Raw genomic sequence first — 21,590 nt, 5'->3', positions numbered from 1 at the left:
CATTAACTATGGCTGCTGCACAGTGTTTACTTGATTAACTGCAGAGCTGTCTCCACTTGTTTCTTTTAAAACCTTATCCTGTTCATCTAAAAATTTTTGTGCATTTGCTTCACTTCCACGATAAACAAGAGTTAAATGAATCTTGCTCTTTGTTTCTAATTCCGCTAATAATTTTGATTGACTCTTATCTACTAAAAGGGTTACTGCTGAAGGAAGCTCTTGTTCTTTATCATCATTATTTATCTGAATCTCTTCTTGCTTATCTGCTCCCTTGCTTGTTGTAACTGCAAGTACCTTAACATATTGAAGCTCCTTTGGTACTAAAGTTTGTCTTTGATCTCCATAGTCAGAAGCAATTATAGAAACTATATCTCCATTTTCAAGTTTTCCTGAAAGTCCAGCAGCAAAATTTTTAATTGTAATTGATATTGCTTGCTTATTTCCATCAAATCCATAAAGGTATTTGTTTTCTGATGTAGGGTTTTCTGAGACCTTTGTATTTAGCACATAATCACCTTTAAATAAGTCTGCTGTTGCATACTTTCCAACTACATTTTCCTTATTCTTAAGCACTTCTTTAGGTAAATTATAACCACCTATTTCTACTATCTGAACTTTATCTGCTGTAATTTCTTCACCTTTAACTACATCTTTAACAACTCTAACTACCTTAAGTTTTGACTGCAGTGCATTATTAAAAAGCGGTGTAATTCCAAAACTAATAATTAATGACAGTGTAATAGCTGCAATCCCTACTACAGTTCTGTTTTTAAATAAATTCTTCATCCTAAAATCCTCCTAAAATTAAGTATGATAAAAAACACCCTATCGAAAGATAAGGTGCTAAAGGAAATGATATGTTTTTATCTTTATTTTTTACTTTATAGACTATAGCATTAACACATAAAGCAAGTAAGAGTCCTATGATGCTGGCAATAAAGCCACCTTTAATAGCTAGGAAAAATCCGCTTGCTGCCATAAACTTAACATCTCCACCTCCTATTCCTCCGCCTTTTAATAAAGCGGTTATGAAGAAAGGCAATGGTACAATTAAAAATCCAAGTATTGAGCTAATTAAATTTATTTTTATTAAGCTAACCAGTAAAATCAATACATGAACCCTATCTGGAATGGTCTTTGTCCTTATGTCTACATAGCTTCCATACACCAAAATTAGAGCATAAAAAAAGCCTTTAATGATCAAATTTATATCATCAAAGGCTGTAAGTAGAGAAGCTACTACTAATATAATTAATAATAAACTTATAAGTTTTGTCTTCATATTTTTAATTCCATTCGTCTAAATACTTGTATCTATACTTCTTTTGAGATTTTCCAAACCTCACCATAAACTTCAACTGATCCAAAACAGAAATATTAGATTTATCCTTAGTTAGCATCATTACAGAGCCTGCAATTGCAGATAAAATAAATACCACACAAAATGAAATACTCTTAGTAGTAAAATATACAGCTATATCAATTACTCCTGCAACTAAAGTAGCAATAATGGCTTGAAAAAGTTCCTCCTTTCCAAAGCCATCAAAAATTTCTGTTTTTGTTTTTAACCCTAATGGAATATACAAGGTTTCTTTTTCATAATTATTCAAGGTTGTACCTCCTAGCTTTAGACAATAAAAAAACACCTGACTTAAGCCAAGTGTTATCTAATTATCATTTTTCTGGTCTTGAAGTAGTGCCATATAGTCTCTCTTTCCATGTAAAATACGCTGAATTGAGACTGTATTATCTTCATAAATATAAAATATAAGATATTGACCACAAATAACATATCTGTATTTGCTCTTTAATCTTATTTTGTACATTAGCATCGTTCCTATCTCTGGAAACTCTGCTAAGCTTTCAATTTTTTCTATAATTTCTTTTACTACTTTTGTGGCAGCATCTATGTTATCTTCTGCTATATAACTTTTTATTTCCTGTAAATCTGAAGTTGCCACAGGGTTTATTCTAATTTTTGCACTCATTTTAAACTCCCAAGCTACGTTTTAAATCATCTAATGTTTGCCACTCGTCTCCTGTTTTAATGGCTTCTTCAGCTTCATTTAGCTTTGATAATAGCTTTAATATGGTTTGTTGTTTTTCATATTCTTCTATATCAACAAGCACATATTTCCCTCTGCCATTTTTAGTTAAGAAAACAGGCTCTCCATTTTGACAATCTCTTAAAACCTCATTATAGTTTCTTAAATCTGATATAGGTTTTATATTAGGCATACTTACACCTCCAAATTATGATGATATTATTGTATGCTAATTTTACTTAAAATACAACATCAAATTTATCAACTGTAGTAGCCTAGTACGAGATCTTTTAACTGCCATATACATTCCGCTAGTATATAAAATACAACAGTATTTTTAGCTCTCTTTTTAAACATAGCACTTTCTTCTTCCGAAACTCCCATACGGATAAAGCAATAAACTAATCTAAAGGCAGCACCTACTCTAATAAGTATAACAAAAGCGTCTGCCATTTCTTTTACTAAATCCATTATTTAAAAGCTCCTTTCGCAATCTGGACTAAACGTACAGATTGATAAATTGTACCTGTAACTCCAGAGCCTTGACCACCTGATACAATAATAAACTCCTGTAAAAACTTTGGTGTCTTTATTGCAAGCATCAGTGCAGCTACTCCCCAAAATACATGGGTATTGAGCATGAGTGCAACTCCAAGTTTTGCTAAAACGATCTGAATTAATACTGCTAAAGTTGATTGAAAAAACTTTTGAATATATGTCCTAAATACACCTTTATCTGTATCTAGTAAGCCTACACATGCAACTGGCAGCCCTACACGAAGTATTAATATTTCCATTCCTCTCATTAAAAACTGAAGATATAGAAGAAAGAAACATATAAAAAATATAAGTGATATTATAGCAGTAAATAATCCTGCACTTGAAATTCCTGTAATTATTGCTGTGAAGTCTGTTGCCATGCCATTACTTACAGCATTTATAAGCTTTGCTGTTAAATCTTCAATTATTGTAGCAAGCCAAGAATACATGGTTGGAAAAGATACTGCTATGGCAAGTGCTCTAAAAAAGCCTGTTAATAGCAATAACGGGTCAGAATCTGCATCTCCATCTGTCCATAGGATATATTGCTCAAAACCCTTCTTTAAGAACTTTAATACTATAAGAGAAATTCCAAATCCGAAAAATATATTAAATATTTCTGTTAGTCCATTTGTACCAAGCATTGTATCCATATATCTTTCTGCATTTAAAGCTATTGGTATAAGATCCTTCATCAAAGAGTTTGCATAAGTTAGGCATCCCGTTAATATTGCTGCAATTAATAGCACCAATATATATTCCAAATAACCACCTCCAAAAGTTTAGTGGACTTACAGTGTTAACACCGCAAGTCCACTAAATAGGTTTAATCTATCCTTTAAAATCGAACATATTTTTAATCTTTTCTGTTAATGTCGGAAGAATTGTGTCCTGGAACAGCAAGTAAAGTCCTGCAAGAATTAATGCTCCAATTACAACTGAAATTAATATTTTTACAGCAGTATCAACAAAACTCTCACCGCTTTTGCTTGTGAGAGCTTCTTTTACCTTACTTACTATATTCATTGTTTTAACTTGAGTTTTTAATATTATATTTTTCATCTTTTATAAACCTCCAAAATTTATTTTATCAACCAATTTTTATTTGTAATATCCAATAATAACATTTAAAGTTGCTGAACCTAGAACAGCGCCTATACAAGAAACAATAGCAACTACTATTCTATTGTTCCACTTCTTCTGATCCATTTCATCGGCTGCACTTCTTCTTATGCAAAAGTATATAATAAGTAGCCCTGCAACAACAGGAGCAAGTACCATAAGCCATGTGGTTGCATCACCTATAAGCTTTTCTGTTCCTTTTACAATCTGGCTACTTTTAATATCTCCTGAAGCATAGGCTGGTGTAGATAACATTGCTAATGTGTATATTGATACTGCTGATAACCACAGCTTGTTCTTTACTTTTTTTAAGAATGTTTTAATCTTCGTCATTGTACATATCTCCTTTTTCAGTCTCTGTAGTATAGGTAATCTTTTGTACCTTATTAAGTTTTTCCCGCATTAGCATAGCTGCTTGATTCATAGTATTTAATTGCTCGTTTGCTGTGTAATAAAGCCATACTCCCCATAAATCCATTTCACTCATGCTTGTACTTCTTTTTGCTCTTCTATTTTCTCTTAGCTCTCTCACTCGCCTATTATGTTCCTTATCACCAAGCCCAAACATTTTATTGAATTGCCACTGTGATAAATCTGGGGAATACATAATTGCAGGGTTATTTCTTGATGTAATTAAACTGTATGGTCTTGAAACAAGCCTTATTTCATCTACAGAAAGTAATGCTCTGTGAGTAAGATTTATACTGTGAGAACTTGAAGGTGTACTATACTTTCCATGAGAAGCACTAAGAGAATAAGTAGATACCGTATAATTCCCAAGCTTTTTTGATATCTCATCTAAGGTTTCAAGGTCATCTGCCTGAAGATAAATCCAGTTTTCGCAGTTTCCCTTAATTGTTTTTGCTACATCCTTTCCATACTTATCATCAAGTTGAGCAAAGCTTTGTAAAAATAGATTAAATCTAATTCCTCTACCGCCTCCAACTGTAAGCTTATTTGAGAAGTCTGGAATTTGAACAAAGTTTCCAAATTCATCAAGCAGAAAATTCACCCTGTTTTTTAATCTACCTCCCCTTTCATCTGCACTTTTAACAAGCTCAATATAATGCTGAGATACAAATAAGCTTGCCAAAGGATAATAGGTTGTCTTTTCATCAGGAAGAATAATAAAAATAGCTCTTTTCTTACTTCCTGTTTCCTTTGGGTCATAGTCAGATACATTAGTCATAGAATTTATCAATGGATTAGTAAAAAGTCTTAAGGTAGTAAGCGCTGCTGTATAAAAGCTTCCCCTTGTTTTACTTGGTGCAACTTCTGATATTGCAAGCAACGCTTTTGCAGGATGTGTTGGACTTAGCTTTTTAACATACTCAATTATAGGCATTGTATTTCCAACAGCCTTACACATCTCACTTATGAAGTAATAAACGTTAGTCATATTTTGATACTTGCGATTTTTGCCTTCTCTATTATCATAAACAACACTCATAATGGCACTTGCAATAATACTTGCTTCACCATCTGTCCAAATTCTTTCTCCTTTTGGCTCACCTACTAGCTGTGAAGTTAAGTCCCATGTAGCATCAATAGCTTTTGCTATATCATCATTATCTACAGCTTCTATAACAGGTTGAAGAAAATTATATCTTTTACTCTTTAAGGGATTTTTAAAGTCAATAGCTATAACTTCATAACCTAGTCTTTCTAAATAAGGGTAGGTATATTGATATAGCTCTCCTTTTGGATCACTTAAAATCATGCTTTCACCTGCAAGAGCTAAAGTTCCTATACTTTGAAGCACTACAGTTCTTGTTTTACCTGAACGGGTTGCACCAATACATAAGGTATGAACATCATCACCTATATAATAGACTTTTTCATTACCTTTATATTTTTTACAGCCTAAAACTATACCACCTTGCGATATAAGGTTTTTCTTATTATTGGAAGAACCTTCGGAATCTTGACTTTTATTTTGAATATGTTCCTCTTGTTTTCCTGCTGAATCTTCCTGTGTTTCATTCTTTTCATTTTGTTTTTCACCTCCTTTCAAAGCTTCTTTAACATCATCAAAACCATGTTCAATTAATAATTTTACAGTGGTGTCATCTGTATTTAAGGTAAAGCTATTAAAAGCTGTATCCTTCTCCTTTTCCTTAAGCCATTCTGCTGAACCAAACTGTTTTTGACCTGCTGGCACAGGTGTAGATATCTTAGGTGTAATCTGCCTTAGCTCACTCTGGTAGGGCTTGTTATTTGCTGCATAAATAAAAATAGCAAATAACAGAATAAATCCATTTAGGCATAAAAAAAGCACCAAGTGTTCTTTATTTGATGCAATACTTTTTATACAGTATTTTAAATTTGGTATTGATAAGGTTGTTCCCTGCTTTGATAGCAGTAGATGCAAGTTTGTTGAAAAATAAACGTTAAATAGCATTCCTCCCACTAATATTAGTAAGGATATTAATATCTTTTTCTTTCTTGATCTCAAGTTATCACCTCTACTCGTATAAATTTATACCATAAAAATAAGACTCACCTTTAGGCAAGTCCATAAGACAGAAAACAAGAAAAAGACGTACCAAGTATGGATTAAATCCTACAATTATCTTCATTGCAATTAATGCTTTCAAATTGAATAACTATGTGGGTTATATTAAAATGCTCCATTAGAATATGTTGAACCCTATCACTTATTGTTTTTGACTCACTAATAAGCATATCTTGTACTTGAATATGTCCTTCAAAAACATTATTATTTTCATCTAATCTCCATACATGAATATGATGTACACCCTTAATGCCTTCTATATTCAACAAGTCTTTTTCCATTGCTTCCATGTTTGTATCAATTGGAGTTCCCTGCATTAAAATATCTATGCTTTCTTTTAAAACTCCGTAACTTGATTTAAGAATTACTACATTTATAAAGATAGTTAAAACAGGGTCTATCCAATAAATAGTAAAATACTTAATGACTATTCCTGCTATAATTACTGCTACAGAGGATAATGCATCACTTAACATGTGTAAGTATGATGATTTAATGTTTATACTATTTTTTGAACCTTGCTTCAAGAACAATGCACTAAACGAATTACCTAAAAGACCAACAATTGCAACAATTATAACAGTATTACCATTAATATGCTGTGGAGTTATAAATTTTCTAATCGCCTCTACAACCAAGAATATTGATATACCAATTAGAGACGCAGAATTTATAAAAGCAGATAAAATATTGGCTCTCTTATACCCATATGTTTTTGTTTTGCTTTTTGGCTTCTCCGATATTTTTATGGATATATAACTTAATATTAGAGAAGCAGTATCACTTAAATTGTGAATAGCGTCTGATATTAATGAAAGACTTCCCGAGATTACTCCTCCAACTACTTCGGCAAAAGATATAATTAAGTTAAATATAATTACAGCAAACAATCTTCCTTTATTCATAGAAGAAACGTGATGATGGTGATTATGTCCATGTTCGTGTTCGTGACTATCATGGTGGTTATGAGTTGACATACATATAAAACCTTCCTTCAGTTGAGTCTAACCATAGTTTATACTTTACCAAATCAAAATATGTTTATGCTTCGCAACAAATTACTAAAACGTATTAATATTTTTCCATAAATTAATACTGCTTCATATGCATTTATTACATATCTTTTCCACCTTCTTTATCCCAATCAAGCCCCCTTCCCTTAGCTTCTTCCATAGCTCTTTCTTTTCTTCCTTCACCTTCAAGAGCTGTTAATGGATAATGTCCTTGATTATTATTTCTATCTTGTAGCGATAACATTTGAATAGCCGATAGTAAAAGTTCCATTCTTGATTGCATCTGTTTTTTAGTTGCCTGCTGTTTATTTAGTTCAAAAGCCTTAAGTAGTGCTTCTTTTGTAAATTGCTCCGGAGGATAGAGTTTTCTGTTTCTACACTTTTTACCGCTTGGAGTTGTGAAACTTATGTATTTTCTTTCATCACTCCAATCTACTTTATAGCCTAACTTCTCCATATTAGCTACAAATTCTTCTTTGCTTCTACTGCACCATTTGCACTCTTTTACTGAAAGGTAAAGTTCATACTTCCAGCTTTGTTGTTTTTCATTTGCTCTATATTCTCCTCTATCTTTTCGCTTGCCCTTAGCTCCATCAATAATAATAAGTCCATAATCTCTACATAACTGATCTGAGTATTCTTTAAGACTTTCTAATTGCTCCTTTGATAGCTGCCATTTTCGCCCCGTAGTAAAACTTACGGAATTAATTATAAAGTGATTATGAAGATGTTCTTTATCTGTATGGGTAGAATATACAACTTGAAACTCTTTAAATGCTTCATGTTCTAGCAGCTTTCTTCCTATTTCATTTATTATCTCAGGTGTAGCTTTATCATTGGGTGAAAAAGACTGCACAAAATGAATAAACTGCCTTCCTGTTTCCTTCTTAAAGTTCTGCTTAACCATTACAAACTCATTAAAGGCAGTATCAGGACTGCAGTCTTTTCCACCAGCTAGATGTGGTGCTGTTTTTAATGGATTTTTAATATATTCAATGGCTCTTTTCATTCCTTTATAGGTGTTATTTGAAGCATTTATAAATTCTATTACAGCCATCTTTCCACCTTACTTTTTTCTCTTTCTTATAGATACTAGGTACTCCCATAAATCATTTAAAAATTTATTTGTTTCGGTTATGTCTGGAACAGTTATCTTACCTTGATGACAAAGCATTGTAATCTGATTAAGATTTGTACCTACCTTTGAAAGCTGGTGGGTAAAATCTTTTATTCCATCAATAACTATAACTTCATTATTTAAAGCTGATGATATGACATAGTTACTAAAAGTCATATTGGCACTTTTAGCTTTTTTCTTTATTTTATTAATTTCATCCTCTGTCATTCTTATATTGGTTTGTATATTTCTCTTTCTCACTAAGCTCCTCCTTATCTTAAAAGAACTTTTATTTAAAGGGGCGTTGGGATTCCCCACTCTTTACAAGCTATTGGCTATACCAATAGGAAGCTTGCCCTCACCAAAGCCTATGGCTTTCCCCTCGGTTTTTAGGTTATTGAGAAAAAAGCATTTCCTCTTCTGCCACTGTATGAATTGCCTCATTTTCTACAGTCTTGGGATATGCTTTATTCATATTTAATAGCTGTTCATTAAAGTCTTTTCCTTCTGGAACATGCCTTACTATCTTATACCTGTCTCTATACTTTTCTCTTATCTGCTGACAAGCAAAATGCCCTGTCTCATCATTGTCAAGGCAGAGCATTATCTTTTTTATATTAGGATTTTCTTTTAGATAGTAGTTAAGTGCTTTATCTGAAACACCACCTAGTGAAATGCAGTGGCTTTCAAAGTTTTGTATATTATGCTTTTTTATTAAGGTTAAATAGCTTAAAAGGTCAATAGGTGCTTCAAAAACACAAAGTGTATCATTGGTTCCTTCTTTGCAAAGGGGATAGGTTTTATCTGAATTTTCTACATCACATCTAAAAGATTTTCCTGAAGTATTTGTACTTCTTATACTTGCATATTTAGCCTGTCCTTCTTTATCAAAGCCAACAAAAACACAACTTTTATGCTTGTTTTCATATAGCTTATGCTTTTTCACAAAGTCATAAACTATTTCTTTATCTATTCCTCTTGAATTTATTAAGTAAGCAAAAATATGTTTGAAAGTATTATTCTTTTCCGGAAGGACAAACTCTCCTTTTTCCTTTTCTTCTTTTTCTGCTACTGGTGGAACAAATCTTACTACTTCATGACTTATGCCTAGTAGATATTTAATAGCTTCAACCCAAGTTTTATTCTCTATCTCCATTACAAACTGTATTGCACCACCACCTTTATTTTGAGAAAACCAATTCCACTTATGACCATCACTATGGATATATAGACCGCCATAGCCTTCTATTTTAAAAGATCTTGGAGTAACTTGCTTTATTGGATAACCTGAGCTTTGAGCATAGCTTATTATATTTATGCTGTCTGCTTGAGCTATCTGCTCATCAGTAAATCTTAGCTTTTCCCTTGTCATAGTTAATCACCTTCTTTTGAAAAACTATTTATTCAAGTTCCCATTCTTCATCTTCAATGCTGTCATCATATCCTAGTTGTTCTTCCTTTGCAGTTTCAACGACTTTAAATGGCTCATAGTTTGCTCTTTCTATTGGGCTTTTGGGCATCATTCCTTCTTCGGCCATAGAAGTGTATTTAGTATCTGCAACGATAATATGGTCGTGAATTCTAATGTCTAATGGATGGAATATATCTACAAGCCTTTGAGTCATTGCTTTATCTTCAACTGATGGGTTAATTGAGCCTCCTGGATGATTATGCGCTAAAATCACTGCGGTACAATCACAAGCTAAAGCCTGCTTTAAAACCTCCCTTGGATAAACCATTGCCTGTGAAACAGTTCCTTTTGATACTTCACTTGAATGTATTATGTTATTTCCATTATCTAAAAAAGCAACCATAAAACTTTCTCTGTCTTTCTTACCACTTAATAATGGTACAAAGAAAGCTGCTGCTTTTTCTGGAGATGTTATTTTTATTTTATTTTCACTTTCATATTCTTTTAATAGATTATAGGAAGCAATAAACTCATTTAAAAGTCCAATCTTTTGAAGCTGTTTTTCATTTGGATCTATTATTAATGGATGTTCTAAAATATTAAAAGGACTATTACCTTTTGCATATTCCTGAATTTTCTTCATTGAAAGTCCAGTTAATGTGGTTAGTCCTTTTAAAAAGTTTTGGGTATGCGGCATATTATTCATTATCTAACACCTCCATTTCCCCATAGATTATTTATTTCTTTTTCTTTTTCCAGAGCTTCTAAAATGAGCTGCAGATTTTCTAATTTATCTATAACTTCAGAAGGCAAGTCCATAATTTCGATATTATTAAAGAACTTGTCTACTCCAAAGTTTTCAATGTATCCTGTAATTATTTCCTCTGTATAAATATCAACTTCTAAAAGCTGTGCTAGTAGTGAGCTTATATATTTATACTCCGCTAAATTAATAGATTGTTGTTTGTTCATATAGTTTTCATCTTCTCCTTTTCATTTAATTATTTTTAAATAGCCATATCATCTTCCTGTATTTCTTCATCTATGGTAGCCTCATCTTCTGCTGCACTTAACGTATCTTCATCAGCCAAAATATCCTCATCTTTTTTATTTAAATCAAGCATCGTATTAAGTTCAAACTGTCTTGCAAGTTTTGTTTTTAGTTCTTCTTCATATTGAAAAGGTTTAGCATATTCTATTTTTGATTGTTCTAAGTTTCTCTGATATTCCTCGATTTTACCTTCTAAACGGATCATCTTCTCTTCAAGGTTATTTAAAGCATTTTCAATTCTTATCATATTTCCATGAGCACTATCTCCAAGCTCTATTGTGTACTTTGAGTTTCCGTGAATTAAAAGGTCAAATCTTTCGTAGAATATATTTCTTCTTAGCATCAAGTCAAAACCTTTAAAAGAGCCTATATGAAGTTCTTCTCCTTTGAACACCTTTGAAGCTAAGACTTCAAGCATAGTACCTGCCTTTTCCCTTTCATTAAATATCTTGCCATCTAGGGTTATTGAAAAGTCCTTATCATCATTCATATCTCTTCTGCTAATGTCTTTTATAATACATTCAAGCTGCTGCTTTGCTTCACTAATTAACTTTGGGTATTTAAAGGTAAAGTTATCTTGCATTGTGTATTTTTGATTATCATAAGCAGCCTTTAAAACTCTTAATCTTGATACCTCATTGTCTACGTCCATCTTTTCTTTAATTAATGGATTACCTGTTGCAAGTGCCTTAACTTCTGCATAGGAAAGTACTGTTTCATCTACATCTTCACAGTTTCTTGCCACAGATTTTGAAGTCATTATCTGAGATATAAACCTTTGCTTCTGCTCAACAATTTGCCAGAGGTAAGAGTCAAAGGTATTTTTAGTAACATACCTATAGATACTTACCTCGCTGTTCATATTACCCTGTCTTAAAATTCTTCCTTCACGCTGTTCTATGTCGCTGGGCCGATACGGACAATCTAAATGATGGAGTGCTATGAGCCTATCTTGAATATTAGTTCCTGTGCCCATCTTTTGAGTACTTCCTATAATTACTCTTTTGTTTCCTGACCTCATATCAGAAAACATCTGCTCTCTATGAGCTTCATTTTTAGCATCATGTATAAAGCATATTTCATCTTCTGAAATTCCTCGCCTTATGAGTTCTTCCTTAACATAATCATAAACAGAAAAACGCCCTTCACTATTAGGCGTTCCAACATCACAAAATACTATTTGTGTTCCTTTTATATCACTCGATTTTAGGTATTCTTCATAGATATTTTCTATACACTGATTAACCTTTGAAGCTGGATCATTTTCAGCATTTATATCTAAAAGTCTTGGGTCTGTACCTAAAAGCCTTGCTTCATTTGTTATCTTCAGCATATTATCGCTTGATGGGTCCACCATACCATTTCTTATGCTTTCAGCTCTTTCAACAAACTCCATCATTGTATCTTGAACAAATTCATTTGGTTCTGATGCCGCAATGATATATCTATCATCCTTAAGCTTTGGTATTGGAAGCTTAAGCATGTCCGAAGTTTGAACATCAGCAATGTTTTTAAAAAGTGTCATAAGCTCTGGAAGATTAGTAAATTTAGAAAATCTACTTCTAAATCTATAGCCTGTTCCTTCTGGTGCTAGTTCAAGGGAAGATACAACTTCTCCAAAGCTTGCTGCCCAGGCATCAAAATGATGAATACCTCGTCTTTCAAGTTCATAGTTTTGAAGATATCTCTGCATCACATACATTTCTGTCATAGAGTTTGAAATAGGAGTTCCTGTTGCAAAAATAACTCCCCTTCCATTATTGGCTTCCTGTATATACTGACATTTCATAAGCATATCACTTGCCTTTTTAGCTCTAGTATTTGATATTCCTGCAACATTTCGCATCTTAGAGAATACTGCACAGTTTTTATAGTAGTGGGCTTCATCTACAAACATACAGTCAATTCCTAGCTCTTCAAAGTTAATAACATCATCTTTTCTAGAAGCATCTAGCAATGCTTTTAATTCACTTTCAAGTCCCTTCTTAAACTTCTCCATTTGCTTTATTGACCAGTTTTCACCACGTTCCCTTTTAGTTTGTTCAATGGCGAAGGTTATTTGTTCAATTTGGTAATTCAGCATTCTCTCTTGTCTTTCCTTTGAGATTGGTATTTTCTCAAACTGACTGTGCCCTATAATAATTGCATCATAAGCTCCTGTAGCAATTCTACTTACAAACTTTCTTCTATTTTGCTTTTGAAAATCTTTCTTTGTAGTTACAAGGATATTGGCTGAAGGGTAAAGCCTTAAAAACTCTGCTCCCATTTGCTCTGTTAAATGGTTTGGTACTACATATATGCTTTTCTTTGCTAGTCCTAATCTTTTAAGCTCCATACCGCTTGCTATCATTTCAAAGCTTTTTCCTGCACCAACGCAGTGAGCAAGGAGTGTGCTTCCACCATAAAGAGTTCTTGCTATAGCATTAACTTGATGCTGCCTTAATTTAATATCTGGATTCATGCCTGGAAAAGTAAGATGTGAGCCGTCATATTCTCTAAGCCTTATATTATTAAAGTTTTCATTATAAAAATTAACATACTTCTTTCTTCTATCAGGATCTCTAAATAACCAGTTCTTAAATTCTTCCTTTATCTGATTTTGTTTTTCTCTGGCCAGCATGGTTTCCTTTTGATTTATTACGTACCTTACTGAATCTCCATCTTCAATTCTATCTTTAACTGTTACAGTTCTTAGGTTTAAAGTTTCCTCAACGATGTAGTAGGCACTCATCCTTTTAGTTCCATAGGTTTCTGTGGCTGATACTGAGAAGCCATCCATGCCTTTATTTTCTATAGTCCAAGTAGCATTATAGTTATTGTAGTGAACTTTTATTTCATTGGTAGCAACCCGTGAACCTGAATTTTGACAGTATTTTGGTGTACCAAAGGTTTCATACATGAACCTTTCTATATCACCTTCTTCAATCCATGTAGTTCCAAGTCTAATATCAATTTCACTAGCTTCAAGGTCTATAGGCTGTATCTGCTCAAGTGCTACTACGTTACCTGCAAACAATTCTGGGTTGCTCTCTACATATATTTTTGCTACTTTAAGTTTCTGCCTTACATTACCACTTAAATACTCGTCTTGAGTTTCCCAGCCAACTAATATATCTTCCTTATCGTACTTTTCAGGGTTTAAAAATATCTGACCCTTTAATTCTTCTATAATATTTTCTGGTGTACTGTCATAAAGCTGCAGCATTAAGGATAAGTCTACCTTACCTTTTTCATTTAAGCTTACTGTAAGTGCTTCAATAGCTGTATCTACTTCTGTTATTTTCTCCATCGGTCTTATAGTCTGCTTAGTAAACATATCTGCCTTTGTAACCTTATTATTTTCATCAACATATTCTAAAGAACATAATAGGGGATAATCATTGTCATCTCTAAAAGCAGTATTGTTTGCTCTTGAAGTTATATAACCATGTTTTTTAACAAATTCATCATATCTAGCATTTAAAACCACTTGTTTTTCTTTAAGCTCTGTTTCCGTGCATCCCCTAGTTTGAATATCTATAATTTCTCTTGTGATTTCTCTAATACCATGAAGCCCTTTAATTCTCTCTAAAGTTTTTCCACTTTCATTTATTTTTCTCATTACAGCATTTTCACGGTAGTAAAGTTCATCACCTACAAAAGTATAAGTATAGTTTCTAACATTAGGGTCAGCTGAGATTACATCTTCTAAACTATTTTCTTCTCTTTTAAAACTTCCTATATCTGCAGTAAGATTTTGTACTGCTTTATCTAGTGCTTCTTCAAGGTCAAAGTTTTCATCTTTATTTACTAAGGATGTATATTTACTGCCTTCTCCAAACATTCTTTGGTCAAAAATCATCTTTCCAAGAAGCATATCTGGATTATCTATAAAATAATCATTTACAGGAACTTTATCTTCCGTAAGTCCAACATGAAGCCAATTAGGCTCATTTACAGATACTCTTTCTCTCTTTTGAAGGAAAATAATATCCGTAGTAACATCAGTATTGGCATTTGCTTTAAAAGCAGTATTAGGAAGTCTTATAGCCCCTATTAAATCTGCTCTTTCAGCAAGGTATTTTCTTACTGAATTATTTTCCTTATCAAGAGTTCCTTTACTTGTTATAAAGGCAACTATACCTCCAGGTCTTACTTTATCTAGTGCCTTACCAAAGAAATAGTCATGTATTAAAAAGTTATACTTCTCATACTTTGGATCATAAAGCTTATAATCTCCAAAAGGTACATTACCAATTGCAACATCAAAAAAGTTATCTGAAAAATCACTTTGCTCAAAGCCTTGTATTTTGATATTTGCCTTTTGATATAATTGTTTTGATATTCTCCCCGAAATATCATCAAGCTCTACTCCATAAAGCTTAGAGCCTTCCATACTATCTGGAAGCTTTGCAAAGAAGTTCCCTACTCCCATAGATGGCTCTAAAATATTCCCTGTTTTGAACCCAAAGCTTTCAATAGCTTTATACATTGCTTCAATTACTATTGGCGAAGTATAATGTGCATTTGGTGTAGAAGCTCTGGCACTTGCATATTCTTCTGGAGTAAGAAGTCCTTTAAGTTCTGCATATTCATTATTCCAACCTCCAGCATTCATATCAAAAGCCTGGGGCATTCCACCCCATCCAACATACTTTGCTAGTATCTTTTGTTCATCTTTAGTAGCAAGTCTATTTTCACTTTCTATAACTTTTAGCATTTTTATGGCTTCTACATTGTTTCTAAATTTAGTTTTTAGTCCTCCAACTCCTATTTCATCTTCTGGATTGTATTTATAATTTATAGGTTTATGTTCTTCTGAAGTTTCCTTTTTTTCATCTGCTTTGACTTCTTCTAAAATAAAATCTTCTTCATTATCTTTACTTTCTTCTGTTAAAGTATCATTTTTTTCAGTGTTTTCTGGCATAAAAAAAGAGCCCCTTTCAAGCGACTCAATAAAGTTTATTTGTATATTCTTTTTTATCTCACCTGATACACTATCTCCAGCAGTATTATCTCTTCTGCTGTCTGCTTCACTTGTTCCCTGTGCTTGAAGCTTTCCACTGTGTTCTCTGGACTCGGTATCGGATTTTTCATTAGTATCTGTTCCATGATTAAGTCTAGTTTCTGATAAGCTTCCTGATTCACTTTGTGCATTGTTGGCATTAGTTTCCCTGTTGCCAAAAGTAGGCTGTATCGGTTTGGATGATTCTCCTTTAGATAGTTCAGTGCCATCTGTCCGTACTTCCCTAGTGGTTTCTCGTCTGCCTCCTTGTCCTTGGATATTTGTATCTCTGGATAAAGTATCCCGTCTATCTCTTTGTAATTCAGCTCTAGTGCTTCTTTCATTGTTTCTCTCGCTCCTTTTTTCTTTAATTATTTGAATAACTTCGCTTTCTATTTCTCTAAGAATTTCCTGAGAAATGCTGCATACTGCATTTCCTAGCCTAAAGGTTAATGGAAGAGTATTAAAATGTGTTATTACTCTAAATGCATTTTCATCATTTAAAATCGGAGAGCCTATACCACATCTTTTTGCCACCACATATTGAGTGCTCTCAATTATAGTTTGAGTAAAATAAGCCATAAGCCCCTCAATAGGTAAATCCTTAAGCCAAGTACTTTTTGTATCACTTTCAAAATCTTTAAAGCACTCTTCAAAATTAGCATTGACTTTAATCTCAACTATTTGAAATATTGTGCTATCTAAATCACCACTACTTAGTTCATATTTTCCCTTAAGCCTTTCTGAAAGGATTGGAGTTATATCATCATTTAATCTCCAAAGCTTAGGTATTGTGTGTGGATCACCATTGGTATCTTTAATATCAAATAAATACTCTAGCTTTAAATTAGCCTTTGAGGTATCGAAAACTGCTATACTTCTAGTGCCCCTGTTAATATATCTTCCTATCCTTTTATTCCATACTTCCATGTTGGCAACCATTGTAGCATCTGGTCTTTGTGCATAGATTAAAATTGCATTATCAAAGTTATATTTATATATCCTTGATGCAAAGCTTAAAAACTCCTTCCATTCCTCCTTACTGCTGGTAACAATGTCGGTTATCTTATCATAGATGTCCCTTACTTCATTAAGTCTACTCATCCAAAACCTCCTTTTTCTGAGTTTCAAAATATAGTTCCAAAGCTTTTTCAATGACTTCTTCAATTTCAGTTTGCTTTATTTCTGGTGCGAAGAATTTACTGATAAGCTTAGGTTTCAGTTTAATTGGTGCAGGTTTATTAGCCTTTGGTTTTTTATTTAATTCTCCTGAAAGAATAGAATAAGCTGTTTCTTCGTTTAGCTTCTTGCCTTCTGAAAATGCTCTTAAGGTCTCTGCTTTTTTCATATCTATCTTAAATTCACTTGAGGTTAAAATATCTGCAATTAGTATTTGTTCTTCATCTAGCAAATAGGATAAATCTACACCTGCTCTTATAGAGATTTCCTCACTATCTATAAACTCTTTTAGTTCATCAACAAGTTTGGATATTCTTAAATATCTTGCTATAGAATTTTTAGATAAGTTATATGCTTCACCTATTTGCTCATGAGTTCTTAACTTTTTCCCCACTGGGGAAGAAGTTTCTTCCCTCTTGATTTCATCAGCATTTAAAAGACTTTCAATCTCTTTTAAAATGTCAGTTCTTTTGCCTTGAGAAGACAATGCTTTATGGTGTTCAGATAATGCTGCTGCCCTTTCCGAATGAAGCATATCACTAAATGAACGCTGCATTAAGTTAGTTTCTGTAACAATGAGCATTGCTTCTTCATCTTCTAAGTTTTCTTTAATGACAACCGGCACTTCTAAAAGCCCTGCTGCCTTAGCTGCATTTACTCTGTTATGTCCTGATAATATTTCATAGTCATACCCTTTAGGTCTTACAATGACAGGAACAATAACACCAAACTCCTTTATGCTTCTTACCATATTTTCAAATCTTTCACCTTCATACAGCTTGAAGGGATGATTCTCAAAAGGTATAAGCCTTGATATTTCTATCTTTGTTTGATTTTCTTGCTCAGTAGTGTTAATGCTATCACCAAACATATCATCTAAGCTCATTAACTTTTTCTCACTCATAATGAAACAACCTCCTTGGCAAATTCTCTATAAGCCACCGATACTTTATTTTTAGGGTCATACTCAATAGTGCTTTTGCTTTTCATATTTGCTTCTCCAACCTTTACTGATGTCGGTATCTTGTTTTCAAATATGTGAATATGACTTCCGTATGCCTCTTGTATAATGGACAACACTTCCTTTGAAAGTTTTATTCTTTCTGCATACATAGTAAAAAGTATCCCATCAACTTCAATTTTAGGGTTAATTCTTTTTTTGACTCTTATAATGCTTTTTAGAAGTAGCTCTAAACCTTTAGCAGAAAGATATTGAGGAGTAACAGGTATGATTACACTATCACATGCTGCTAGAGCATTTATTGTCAGCATACCTAGTGATGGAGAGCAGTCGATTATAACATAATCATAATCTGCCTTGATTTCATCTACTATAGCCCTTAATACCGTTTCTCTACTCATGACATTAACAAGTGCTATCTCAATAGCTGATAACTCTAAGTTACAGGGAATAAGGTCAATATTCCCAATCTTAACTATGTAATCCTCCATCTTGGGTAAGCTTTTTTCCTCAATGGCTAATGCCATAAGATTATAAATTGTAGTTTGAATATTGTCAGTGTTATCATAACCAAAGCATACGGTTAGACTGCTTTGAGGATCAAAGTCTATTAATAAAACCTTCTTACCCGTTTCTGATAATGCATACCCTAAATTTAAAGCTGTTACGGTCTTTCCTATCCCACCCTTCTGATTAACAATAGCAATTACTTTGTTCTTATCCATAGCATTCACCTTTCTTTTTTCATTTTCTTCAATTAATATATTACACTTTATAATTTGATAATACACTTATAGATGTGACATTGCAAGTAGTAATACATTAATTTGTTTAATTTTTTTGTTTTTATTGATATAATACACTTAAAAGTGTATATTGTTTATTGAGGGTGGTGAGAAAAATGCCTTTAACAATGAGTGAAAAAATTCGTATTTTGATAAAACGTAAAAATATGACTATATCTGAACTAGCAGCTTTAACAAATACTTCAAACCAAAACTTATCCAATAAGCTTTCTCGTGATAATTTTTCTGAGAAAGAACTTCAAGAAATAGCAAAGGTTCTTGGCTGCAGGTTTGAAGGATTTTTTATATTTAACGATGGTGAACAAATCTAGTAATTTTTTACCTTTAAGATAGAATAGGGAAACTATGAGCATAATCCACTTCTCATAGCTTCCCTATTCTATCTTATAAAGCTTATTTACTAGACTTAAAGTATTTCTTTGAAACTTCACTAATAAAACCACCTACCCCTAAATTACTTATCTGTCAATTATCAACTATCTTCATACTGCTCCCAGCCTAGAAGCTGTTTCTCTAATTTATCGTAATCATAAGTTCTTTGCTCAAAGTTATTAAAGGTACTTATCCTAGTTCCATAATCTTTATTCTCTGCCTTTCTCTTAACTTCCTTTTCTCTATTTTCTTTAGACTTTATATTTAATACCTTCCACTTAGCAAGATAGACTTCAACTTCATCTAGGGTTTTAAATCCTTTTTCGCTCCAGTCTTTAAGACTTGCTTGTATGTATGCTAGATTCTTAGCATTTTTCATTACAGCTACTTCTATAGCCTTATTTAATATTTCTATTCCAAAAATATCTTGAAGCTCTGCTAATTCTTTAAGCTCTATTTCACTTATGTTCTTAGAAATACATTCTCTATAGACTTTAATAATCTCTTTGTCTATCTCCACCCCTTGGGTGGTTTCTTCTTCTTTTATATTTAAATTATTATTTAGTTTATTATTATTTAGTAGCTGCCGTTTTTCCAAGATAGGTTTCTCCTGTCTTGGATTTTCCTGTTTAGGCTCTTCCAAAACTGGAATTTCCCTTTTAGGCTCCTCGTTAGTATTTTCAATGATTATAGGTACTTCATGTACTGTATAAATATAGTTCTTGAGTTGTCCTTTTTCATTTCTAATTCTTTCTCTTGTTATATATCCATTTTTCATTAATTCCTTTATTGCTGATGCAGTGCTGTCAACTCCATCTTTGGCATGTGCTGAAAGCTCTTCAATATATATCTGCCAGTTGTCCGGAAGACTCAATAGATAAACTAAAAGTCCCTTTGCTTTCCAGCTTAAATTAGCATCTTGAAGGGCATCTTTATTAAGCACTACAAAATTTGTTTTCTTATCAACTCTAATCATAGTTTGCGACATGAAAAACCCTCCTTTAAAATATGTTGTAAAATCGATATTAAGATACGAGCACTGTAGTGATGCTGTTACATATTTCATAATTAAAGCATTAAAAAAAGAGCCCTATAGCTCTTATCAATTAATAAAGTATCAATGTAGTGATTTAACACTAAGATGATAAATAAAAAATTTATCTCCTACTATCATCGAAATTTATTTATAATCCTTATTAATAATCCATCTTATTGTTGATAAATGCCAAGCCATGAACCCTAATAATGCTGGGTATGATACAGCAGAATACCATAAATTCCATTTATTATGATAAAAGTATCCTGACTTGATCGATAAATATTCATATACAATACAAAATATAGATGTAGTTAAAATATAAACTACCTTTCTTACAAGTGGTTTATTAAACGGAAAATAGTTCAAATAACAGACACTAAATGCAGGATACAAGGCAAGAAAAGTTACAAAAGCTACCAAATCTATTCCTTCCTTGAAGTACCCATACAAATTGAATTCTAAGTCAAAAATGATATCAACTATTACCTGAAGTAACAGAACAAAGATGCTAGAGATATACACTTCCGTTCTAGTTAATTTTTTAGGGATTAAAATTGCAAGTCCATTCAATGTTATTGTAGATATAATTAGGAAAACTACTGTAATTGGTATAAGTTAACACCTACTCTCAACTCTATTCTTTTTCTTTTTCGCCTTATATAAGGTCTCGTCTGCTAATATTATAAATTTTTCAATTTCAATTGAATCTTTAATAGAAGCAATGCCAATAGAAATTGTGACATTACAACCAAAAGCATATGCCTCAACAATTTTTCTTATTCGTTCGCCTAAGGCAAAGGCACCATCATTATCCGTTCGAGGCAGAATAATCGCAAATTCCTCTCCTCCCCAGCGTGCAACAGTATCGTATTCTCTTACACTTTTCCTTAAAATATTTGAAAGCTCTTGTAATACTCTATCTCCTTCTATATGACCATATGTGTCGTTAATATTTTTAAAGTTATCAATGTCTATTATTGCAAGCGACAAATGATTTTTATATTTCTTGAGTTTTTCTATTTCATATGAAAGCGTATCGTAAAAGTAACGTCTATTATTTAGCCCCGTAAGTGGGTCCTTATTTGAATATTGGTATAATTGCTTAATCAAAACACCTAATAGCAGCCCTGTGCTTGTTAGGGTAATTATAACAAATCCCCAAAACAGCATTACTAGTTTTAATCGAATGTACTGGTGAATAAAAAATATACTTACACCAAAACAAAATCCTGTAGCTGCTAAAACAACATGAGCAGACTTATAAATACATGCTTTCTTCATAATCCCCCACCTATATACCTATTTCTACCTATTATTTAAGTATATTAATTTTATCAATAATAGTCAACCTCTATAGAGTACATCAGTATCAACGATTAAATTAATTTATGTTTAGAAAATCTTCTTAAATTGATTTTTTCTTTTTCAGAAAATT

23 protein-coding genes are annotated in these 21,590 nt (G+C 32.6%); 1 reads left to right on the top strand and 22 read right to left on the bottom strand.

Annotated features, from left to right (window positions below; translation table 11 throughout):
• Positions 1-6: 6 nt before the first annotated feature.
• From cpaB to C1I91_RS14340, 19 genes are all read right to left on the bottom strand, one after another.
• Complete coding sequence (gene cpaB / locus C1I91_RS14430) at positions 7-786, bottom strand: Flp pilus assembly protein CpaB (RefSeq protein ID WP_128213483.1); 780 nt, start codon at positions 784-786, stop codon at positions 7-9.
• 1 nt (position 787) lies between these two features.
• Entirely contained in the window at positions 788-1,282 is a 495-nt protein-coding gene (locus C1I91_RS14425; protein ID WP_128213482.1) for a prepilin peptidase, read from the bottom strand.
• 4 nt (positions 1,283-1,286) lie between these two features.
• Positions 1,287-1,610 (bottom strand): hypothetical protein, encoded by a 324-nt coding sequence (locus C1I91_RS14420; RefSeq protein WP_128213481.1) that lies wholly within the window; start codon positions 1,608-1,610, stop codon positions 1,287-1,289.
• A 57-nt stretch (positions 1,611-1,667) separates the two neighbouring features.
• Positions 1,668-1,988, bottom strand: coding sequence for a type II toxin-antitoxin system RelE/ParE family toxin (locus tag C1I91_RS14415; protein ID WP_128213480.1), 321 nt, complete (start codon positions 1,986-1,988; stop codon positions 1,668-1,670).
• 1 nt (position 1,989) lies between these two features.
• A complete protein-coding gene (locus C1I91_RS14410; RefSeq protein ID WP_128213479.1) occupies positions 1,990-2,238 on the bottom strand; it encodes a type II toxin-antitoxin system prevent-host-death family antitoxin in 249 nt (82 codons plus the stop codon).
• 68 nt (positions 2,239-2,306) lie between these two features.
• Complete coding sequence (locus C1I91_RS14405; RefSeq protein ID WP_128213478.1) at positions 2,307-2,516, bottom strand: mercury transporter; 210 nt, start codon at positions 2,514-2,516, stop codon at positions 2,307-2,309.
• Positions 2,516-3,349: a conjugal transfer protein TrbL family protein gene (locus C1I91_RS14400; protein WP_128213477.1), complete on the bottom strand. Its 834-nt coding sequence runs from the start codon at positions 3,347-3,349 to the stop codon at positions 2,516-2,518. Before C1I91_RS14400 ends, C1I91_RS14405 begins: the two co-directional genes overlap by 1 nt.
• A gap of 67 nt (positions 3,350-3,416) precedes the next feature.
• Complete coding sequence (locus C1I91_RS14395; RefSeq protein ID WP_128213476.1) at positions 3,417-3,647, bottom strand: DUF6133 family protein; 231 nt, start codon at positions 3,645-3,647, stop codon at positions 3,417-3,419.
• A 39-nt stretch (positions 3,648-3,686) separates the two neighbouring features.
• Complete coding sequence (locus tag C1I91_RS14390; protein WP_128213475.1) at positions 3,687-4,040, bottom strand: Mbov_0395 family pilin-like conjugal transfer protein; 354 nt, start codon at positions 4,038-4,040, stop codon at positions 3,687-3,689.
• On the bottom strand, positions 4,027-6,162 hold the full coding sequence (locus tag C1I91_RS14385) for a VirD4-like conjugal transfer protein, CD1115 family (protein ID WP_128213474.1): 2,136 nt from the start codon (positions 6,160-6,162) through the stop codon (positions 4,027-4,029). The genes C1I91_RS14390 and C1I91_RS14385 overlap by 14 nt, the downstream gene beginning before the upstream one ends.
• Before the next feature lie 101 nt (positions 6,163-6,263).
• On the bottom strand, positions 6,264-7,199 hold the full coding sequence (locus tag C1I91_RS14380; RefSeq protein WP_128213473.1) for a cation diffusion facilitator family transporter: 936 nt from the start codon (positions 7,197-7,199) through the stop codon (positions 6,264-6,266).
• Positions 7,200-7,335: 136 nt separating this feature from the next.
• Positions 7,336-8,292, bottom strand: coding sequence for a relaxase/mobilization nuclease domain-containing protein (locus C1I91_RS14375; protein WP_128213472.1), 957 nt, complete (start codon positions 8,290-8,292; stop codon positions 7,336-7,338).
• Positions 8,293-8,301: 9 nt separating this feature from the next.
• Positions 8,302-8,613: a plasmid mobilization protein gene (locus C1I91_RS14370; RefSeq protein ID WP_128213471.1), complete on the bottom strand. Its 312-nt coding sequence runs from the start codon at positions 8,611-8,613 to the stop codon at positions 8,302-8,304.
• A gap of 133 nt (positions 8,614-8,746) precedes the next feature.
• Positions 8,747-9,724 carry a DUF3991 and toprim domain-containing protein gene (locus C1I91_RS14365; protein ID WP_128213470.1) on the bottom strand — a complete coding sequence of 326 codons (978 nt, stop codon included), beginning with the start codon at positions 9,722-9,724 and terminating at the stop codon, positions 8,747-8,749.
• A gap of 28 nt (positions 9,725-9,752) precedes the next feature.
• Entirely contained in the window at positions 9,753-10,469 is a 717-nt protein-coding gene (locus C1I91_RS14360; RefSeq protein ID WP_021656803.1) for a JAB domain-containing protein, read from the bottom strand.
• On the bottom strand, positions 10,469-10,735 hold the full coding sequence (locus tag C1I91_RS14355) for a hypothetical protein (protein ID WP_128213468.1): 267 nt from the start codon (positions 10,733-10,735) through the stop codon (positions 10,469-10,471). The genes C1I91_RS14360 and C1I91_RS14355 overlap by 1 nt, the downstream gene beginning before the upstream one ends.
• A gap of 35 nt (positions 10,736-10,770) precedes the next feature.
• Positions 10,771-16,902, bottom strand: a complete 6,132-nt coding sequence (locus C1I91_RS14350) for a helicase-related protein (RefSeq protein WP_128213467.1) — start codon at positions 16,900-16,902, stop codon at positions 10,771-10,773.
• A complete protein-coding gene (locus C1I91_RS14345; RefSeq protein WP_128213466.1) occupies positions 16,895-17,881 on the bottom strand; it encodes a ParB N-terminal domain-containing protein in 987 nt (328 codons plus the stop codon). Before C1I91_RS14345 ends, C1I91_RS14350 begins: the two co-directional genes overlap by 8 nt.
• Entirely contained in the window at positions 17,878-18,663 is a 786-nt protein-coding gene (locus C1I91_RS14340; protein WP_128213465.1) for a ParA family protein, read from the bottom strand. The genes C1I91_RS14345 and C1I91_RS14340 overlap by 4 nt, the downstream gene beginning before the upstream one ends.
• Before the next feature lie 176 nt (positions 18,664-18,839).
• Between C1I91_RS14340 and C1I91_RS14335 the strand changes: the two genes are divergently transcribed.
• Positions 18,840-19,055: a helix-turn-helix transcriptional regulator gene (locus C1I91_RS14335; protein WP_128213464.1), complete on the top strand. Its 216-nt coding sequence runs from the start codon at positions 18,840-18,842 to the stop codon at positions 19,053-19,055.
• Between the two features lie 161 nt (positions 19,056-19,216).
• Here the strand turns inward: C1I91_RS14335 and C1I91_RS14330 are convergent, their stop codons facing one another.
• The 3 genes from C1I91_RS14330 to C1I91_RS14325 all read right to left on the bottom strand — a co-directional run bounded on the left by C1I91_RS14330 (position 19,217) and on the right by C1I91_RS14325 (position 21,436).
• On the bottom strand, positions 19,217-20,104 hold the full coding sequence (locus C1I91_RS14330; protein ID WP_164880540.1) for a DnaD domain protein: 888 nt from the start codon (positions 20,102-20,104) through the stop codon (positions 19,217-19,219).
• Positions 20,105-20,296: 192 nt separating this feature from the next.
• Positions 20,297-20,677 carry a CBO0543 family protein gene (locus C1I91_RS29770; RefSeq protein WP_420808474.1) on the bottom strand — a complete coding sequence of 127 codons (381 nt, stop codon included), beginning with the start codon at positions 20,675-20,677 and terminating at the stop codon, positions 20,297-20,299.
• A gap of 93 nt (positions 20,678-20,770) precedes the next feature.
• A complete protein-coding gene (locus tag C1I91_RS14325; protein WP_021656811.1) occupies positions 20,771-21,436 on the bottom strand; it encodes a GGDEF domain-containing protein in 666 nt (221 codons plus the stop codon).
• Between the last annotated feature and the right edge of the window lie 154 nt (positions 21,437-21,590).

Source organism: Clostridium manihotivorum (assembly GCF_004015185.1).
Lineage (GTDB): Bacteria > Bacillota > Clostridia > Clostridiales > Clostridiaceae > Clostridium_AR > Clostridium_AR manihotivorum.
The sequence above is the reverse complement of the archived record's forward strand: the minus strand, read 5'-3'. Positions and strand labels throughout refer to the sequence as shown.

Bases quoted from the DNA above. Each gene is read 5' to 3' on its own strand.
- C1I91_RS14345 (WP_128213466.1), bottom strand. From the start codon at position 17,881: ATGAGTGAGAAAAAGTTAATGAGCTTAGATGATATGTTTGGTGATAGC.
- C1I91_RS14325 (WP_021656811.1), bottom strand. From the start codon at position 21,436: ATGAAGAAAGCATGTATTTATAAGTCTGCTCATGTTGTTTTAGCAGCT.
- C1I91_RS14410 (WP_128213479.1), bottom strand. From the start codon at position 2,238: ATGCCTAATATAAAACCTATATCAGATTTAAGAAACTATAATGAGGTT.
- C1I91_RS14390 (WP_128213475.1), bottom strand. From the start codon at position 4,040: ATGACGAAGATTAAAACATTCTTAAAAAAAGTAAAGAACAAGCTGTGG.
- C1I91_RS14330 (WP_164880540.1), bottom strand. From the start codon at position 20,104: ATGTCGCAAACTATGATTAGAGTTGATAAGAAAACAAATTTTGTAGTG.
- C1I91_RS14360 (WP_021656803.1), bottom strand. From the start codon at position 10,469: ATGAATAATATGCCGCATACCCAAAACTTTTTAAAAGGACTAACCACA.
- C1I91_RS14335 (WP_128213464.1), top strand. From the start codon at position 18,840: ATGCCTTTAACAATGAGTGAAAAAATTCGTATTTTGATAAAACGTAAA.
- C1I91_RS14395 (WP_128213476.1), bottom strand. From the start codon at position 3,647: ATGAAAAATATAATATTAAAAACTCAAGTTAAAACAATGAATATAGTA.
- C1I91_RS14340 (WP_128213465.1), bottom strand. From the start codon at position 18,663: ATGGATAAGAACAAAGTAATTGCTATTGTTAATCAGAAGGGTGGGATA.
- C1I91_RS14380 (WP_128213473.1), bottom strand. From the start codon at position 7,199: ATGTCAACTCATAACCACCATGATAGTCACGAACACGAACATGGACAT.
- C1I91_RS14415 (WP_128213480.1), bottom strand. From the start codon at position 1,988: ATGAGTGCAAAAATTAGAATAAACCCTGTGGCAACTTCAGATTTACAG.
- cpaB (WP_128213483.1), bottom strand. From the start codon at position 786: ATGAAGAATTTATTTAAAAACAGAACTGTAGTAGGGATTGCAGCTATT.
- C1I91_RS14375 (WP_128213472.1), bottom strand. From the start codon at position 8,292: ATGGCTGTAATAGAATTTATAAATGCTTCAAATAACACCTATAAAGGA.
- C1I91_RS14350 (WP_128213467.1), bottom strand. From the start codon at position 16,902: ATGAGTAGACTTAATGAAGTAAGGGACATCTATGATAAGATAACCGAC.
- C1I91_RS14425 (WP_128213482.1), bottom strand. From the start codon at position 1,282: ATGAAGACAAAACTTATAAGTTTATTATTAATTATATTAGTAGTAGCT.
- C1I91_RS14365 (WP_128213470.1), bottom strand. From the start codon at position 9,724: ATGACAAGGGAAAAGCTAAGATTTACTGATGAGCAGATAGCTCAAGCA.
- C1I91_RS14405 (WP_128213478.1), bottom strand. From the start codon at position 2,516: ATGGATTTAGTAAAAGAAATGGCAGACGCTTTTGTTATACTTATTAGA.
- C1I91_RS14355 (WP_128213468.1), bottom strand. From the start codon at position 10,735: ATGAACAAACAACAATCTATTAATTTAGCGGAGTATAAATATATAAGC.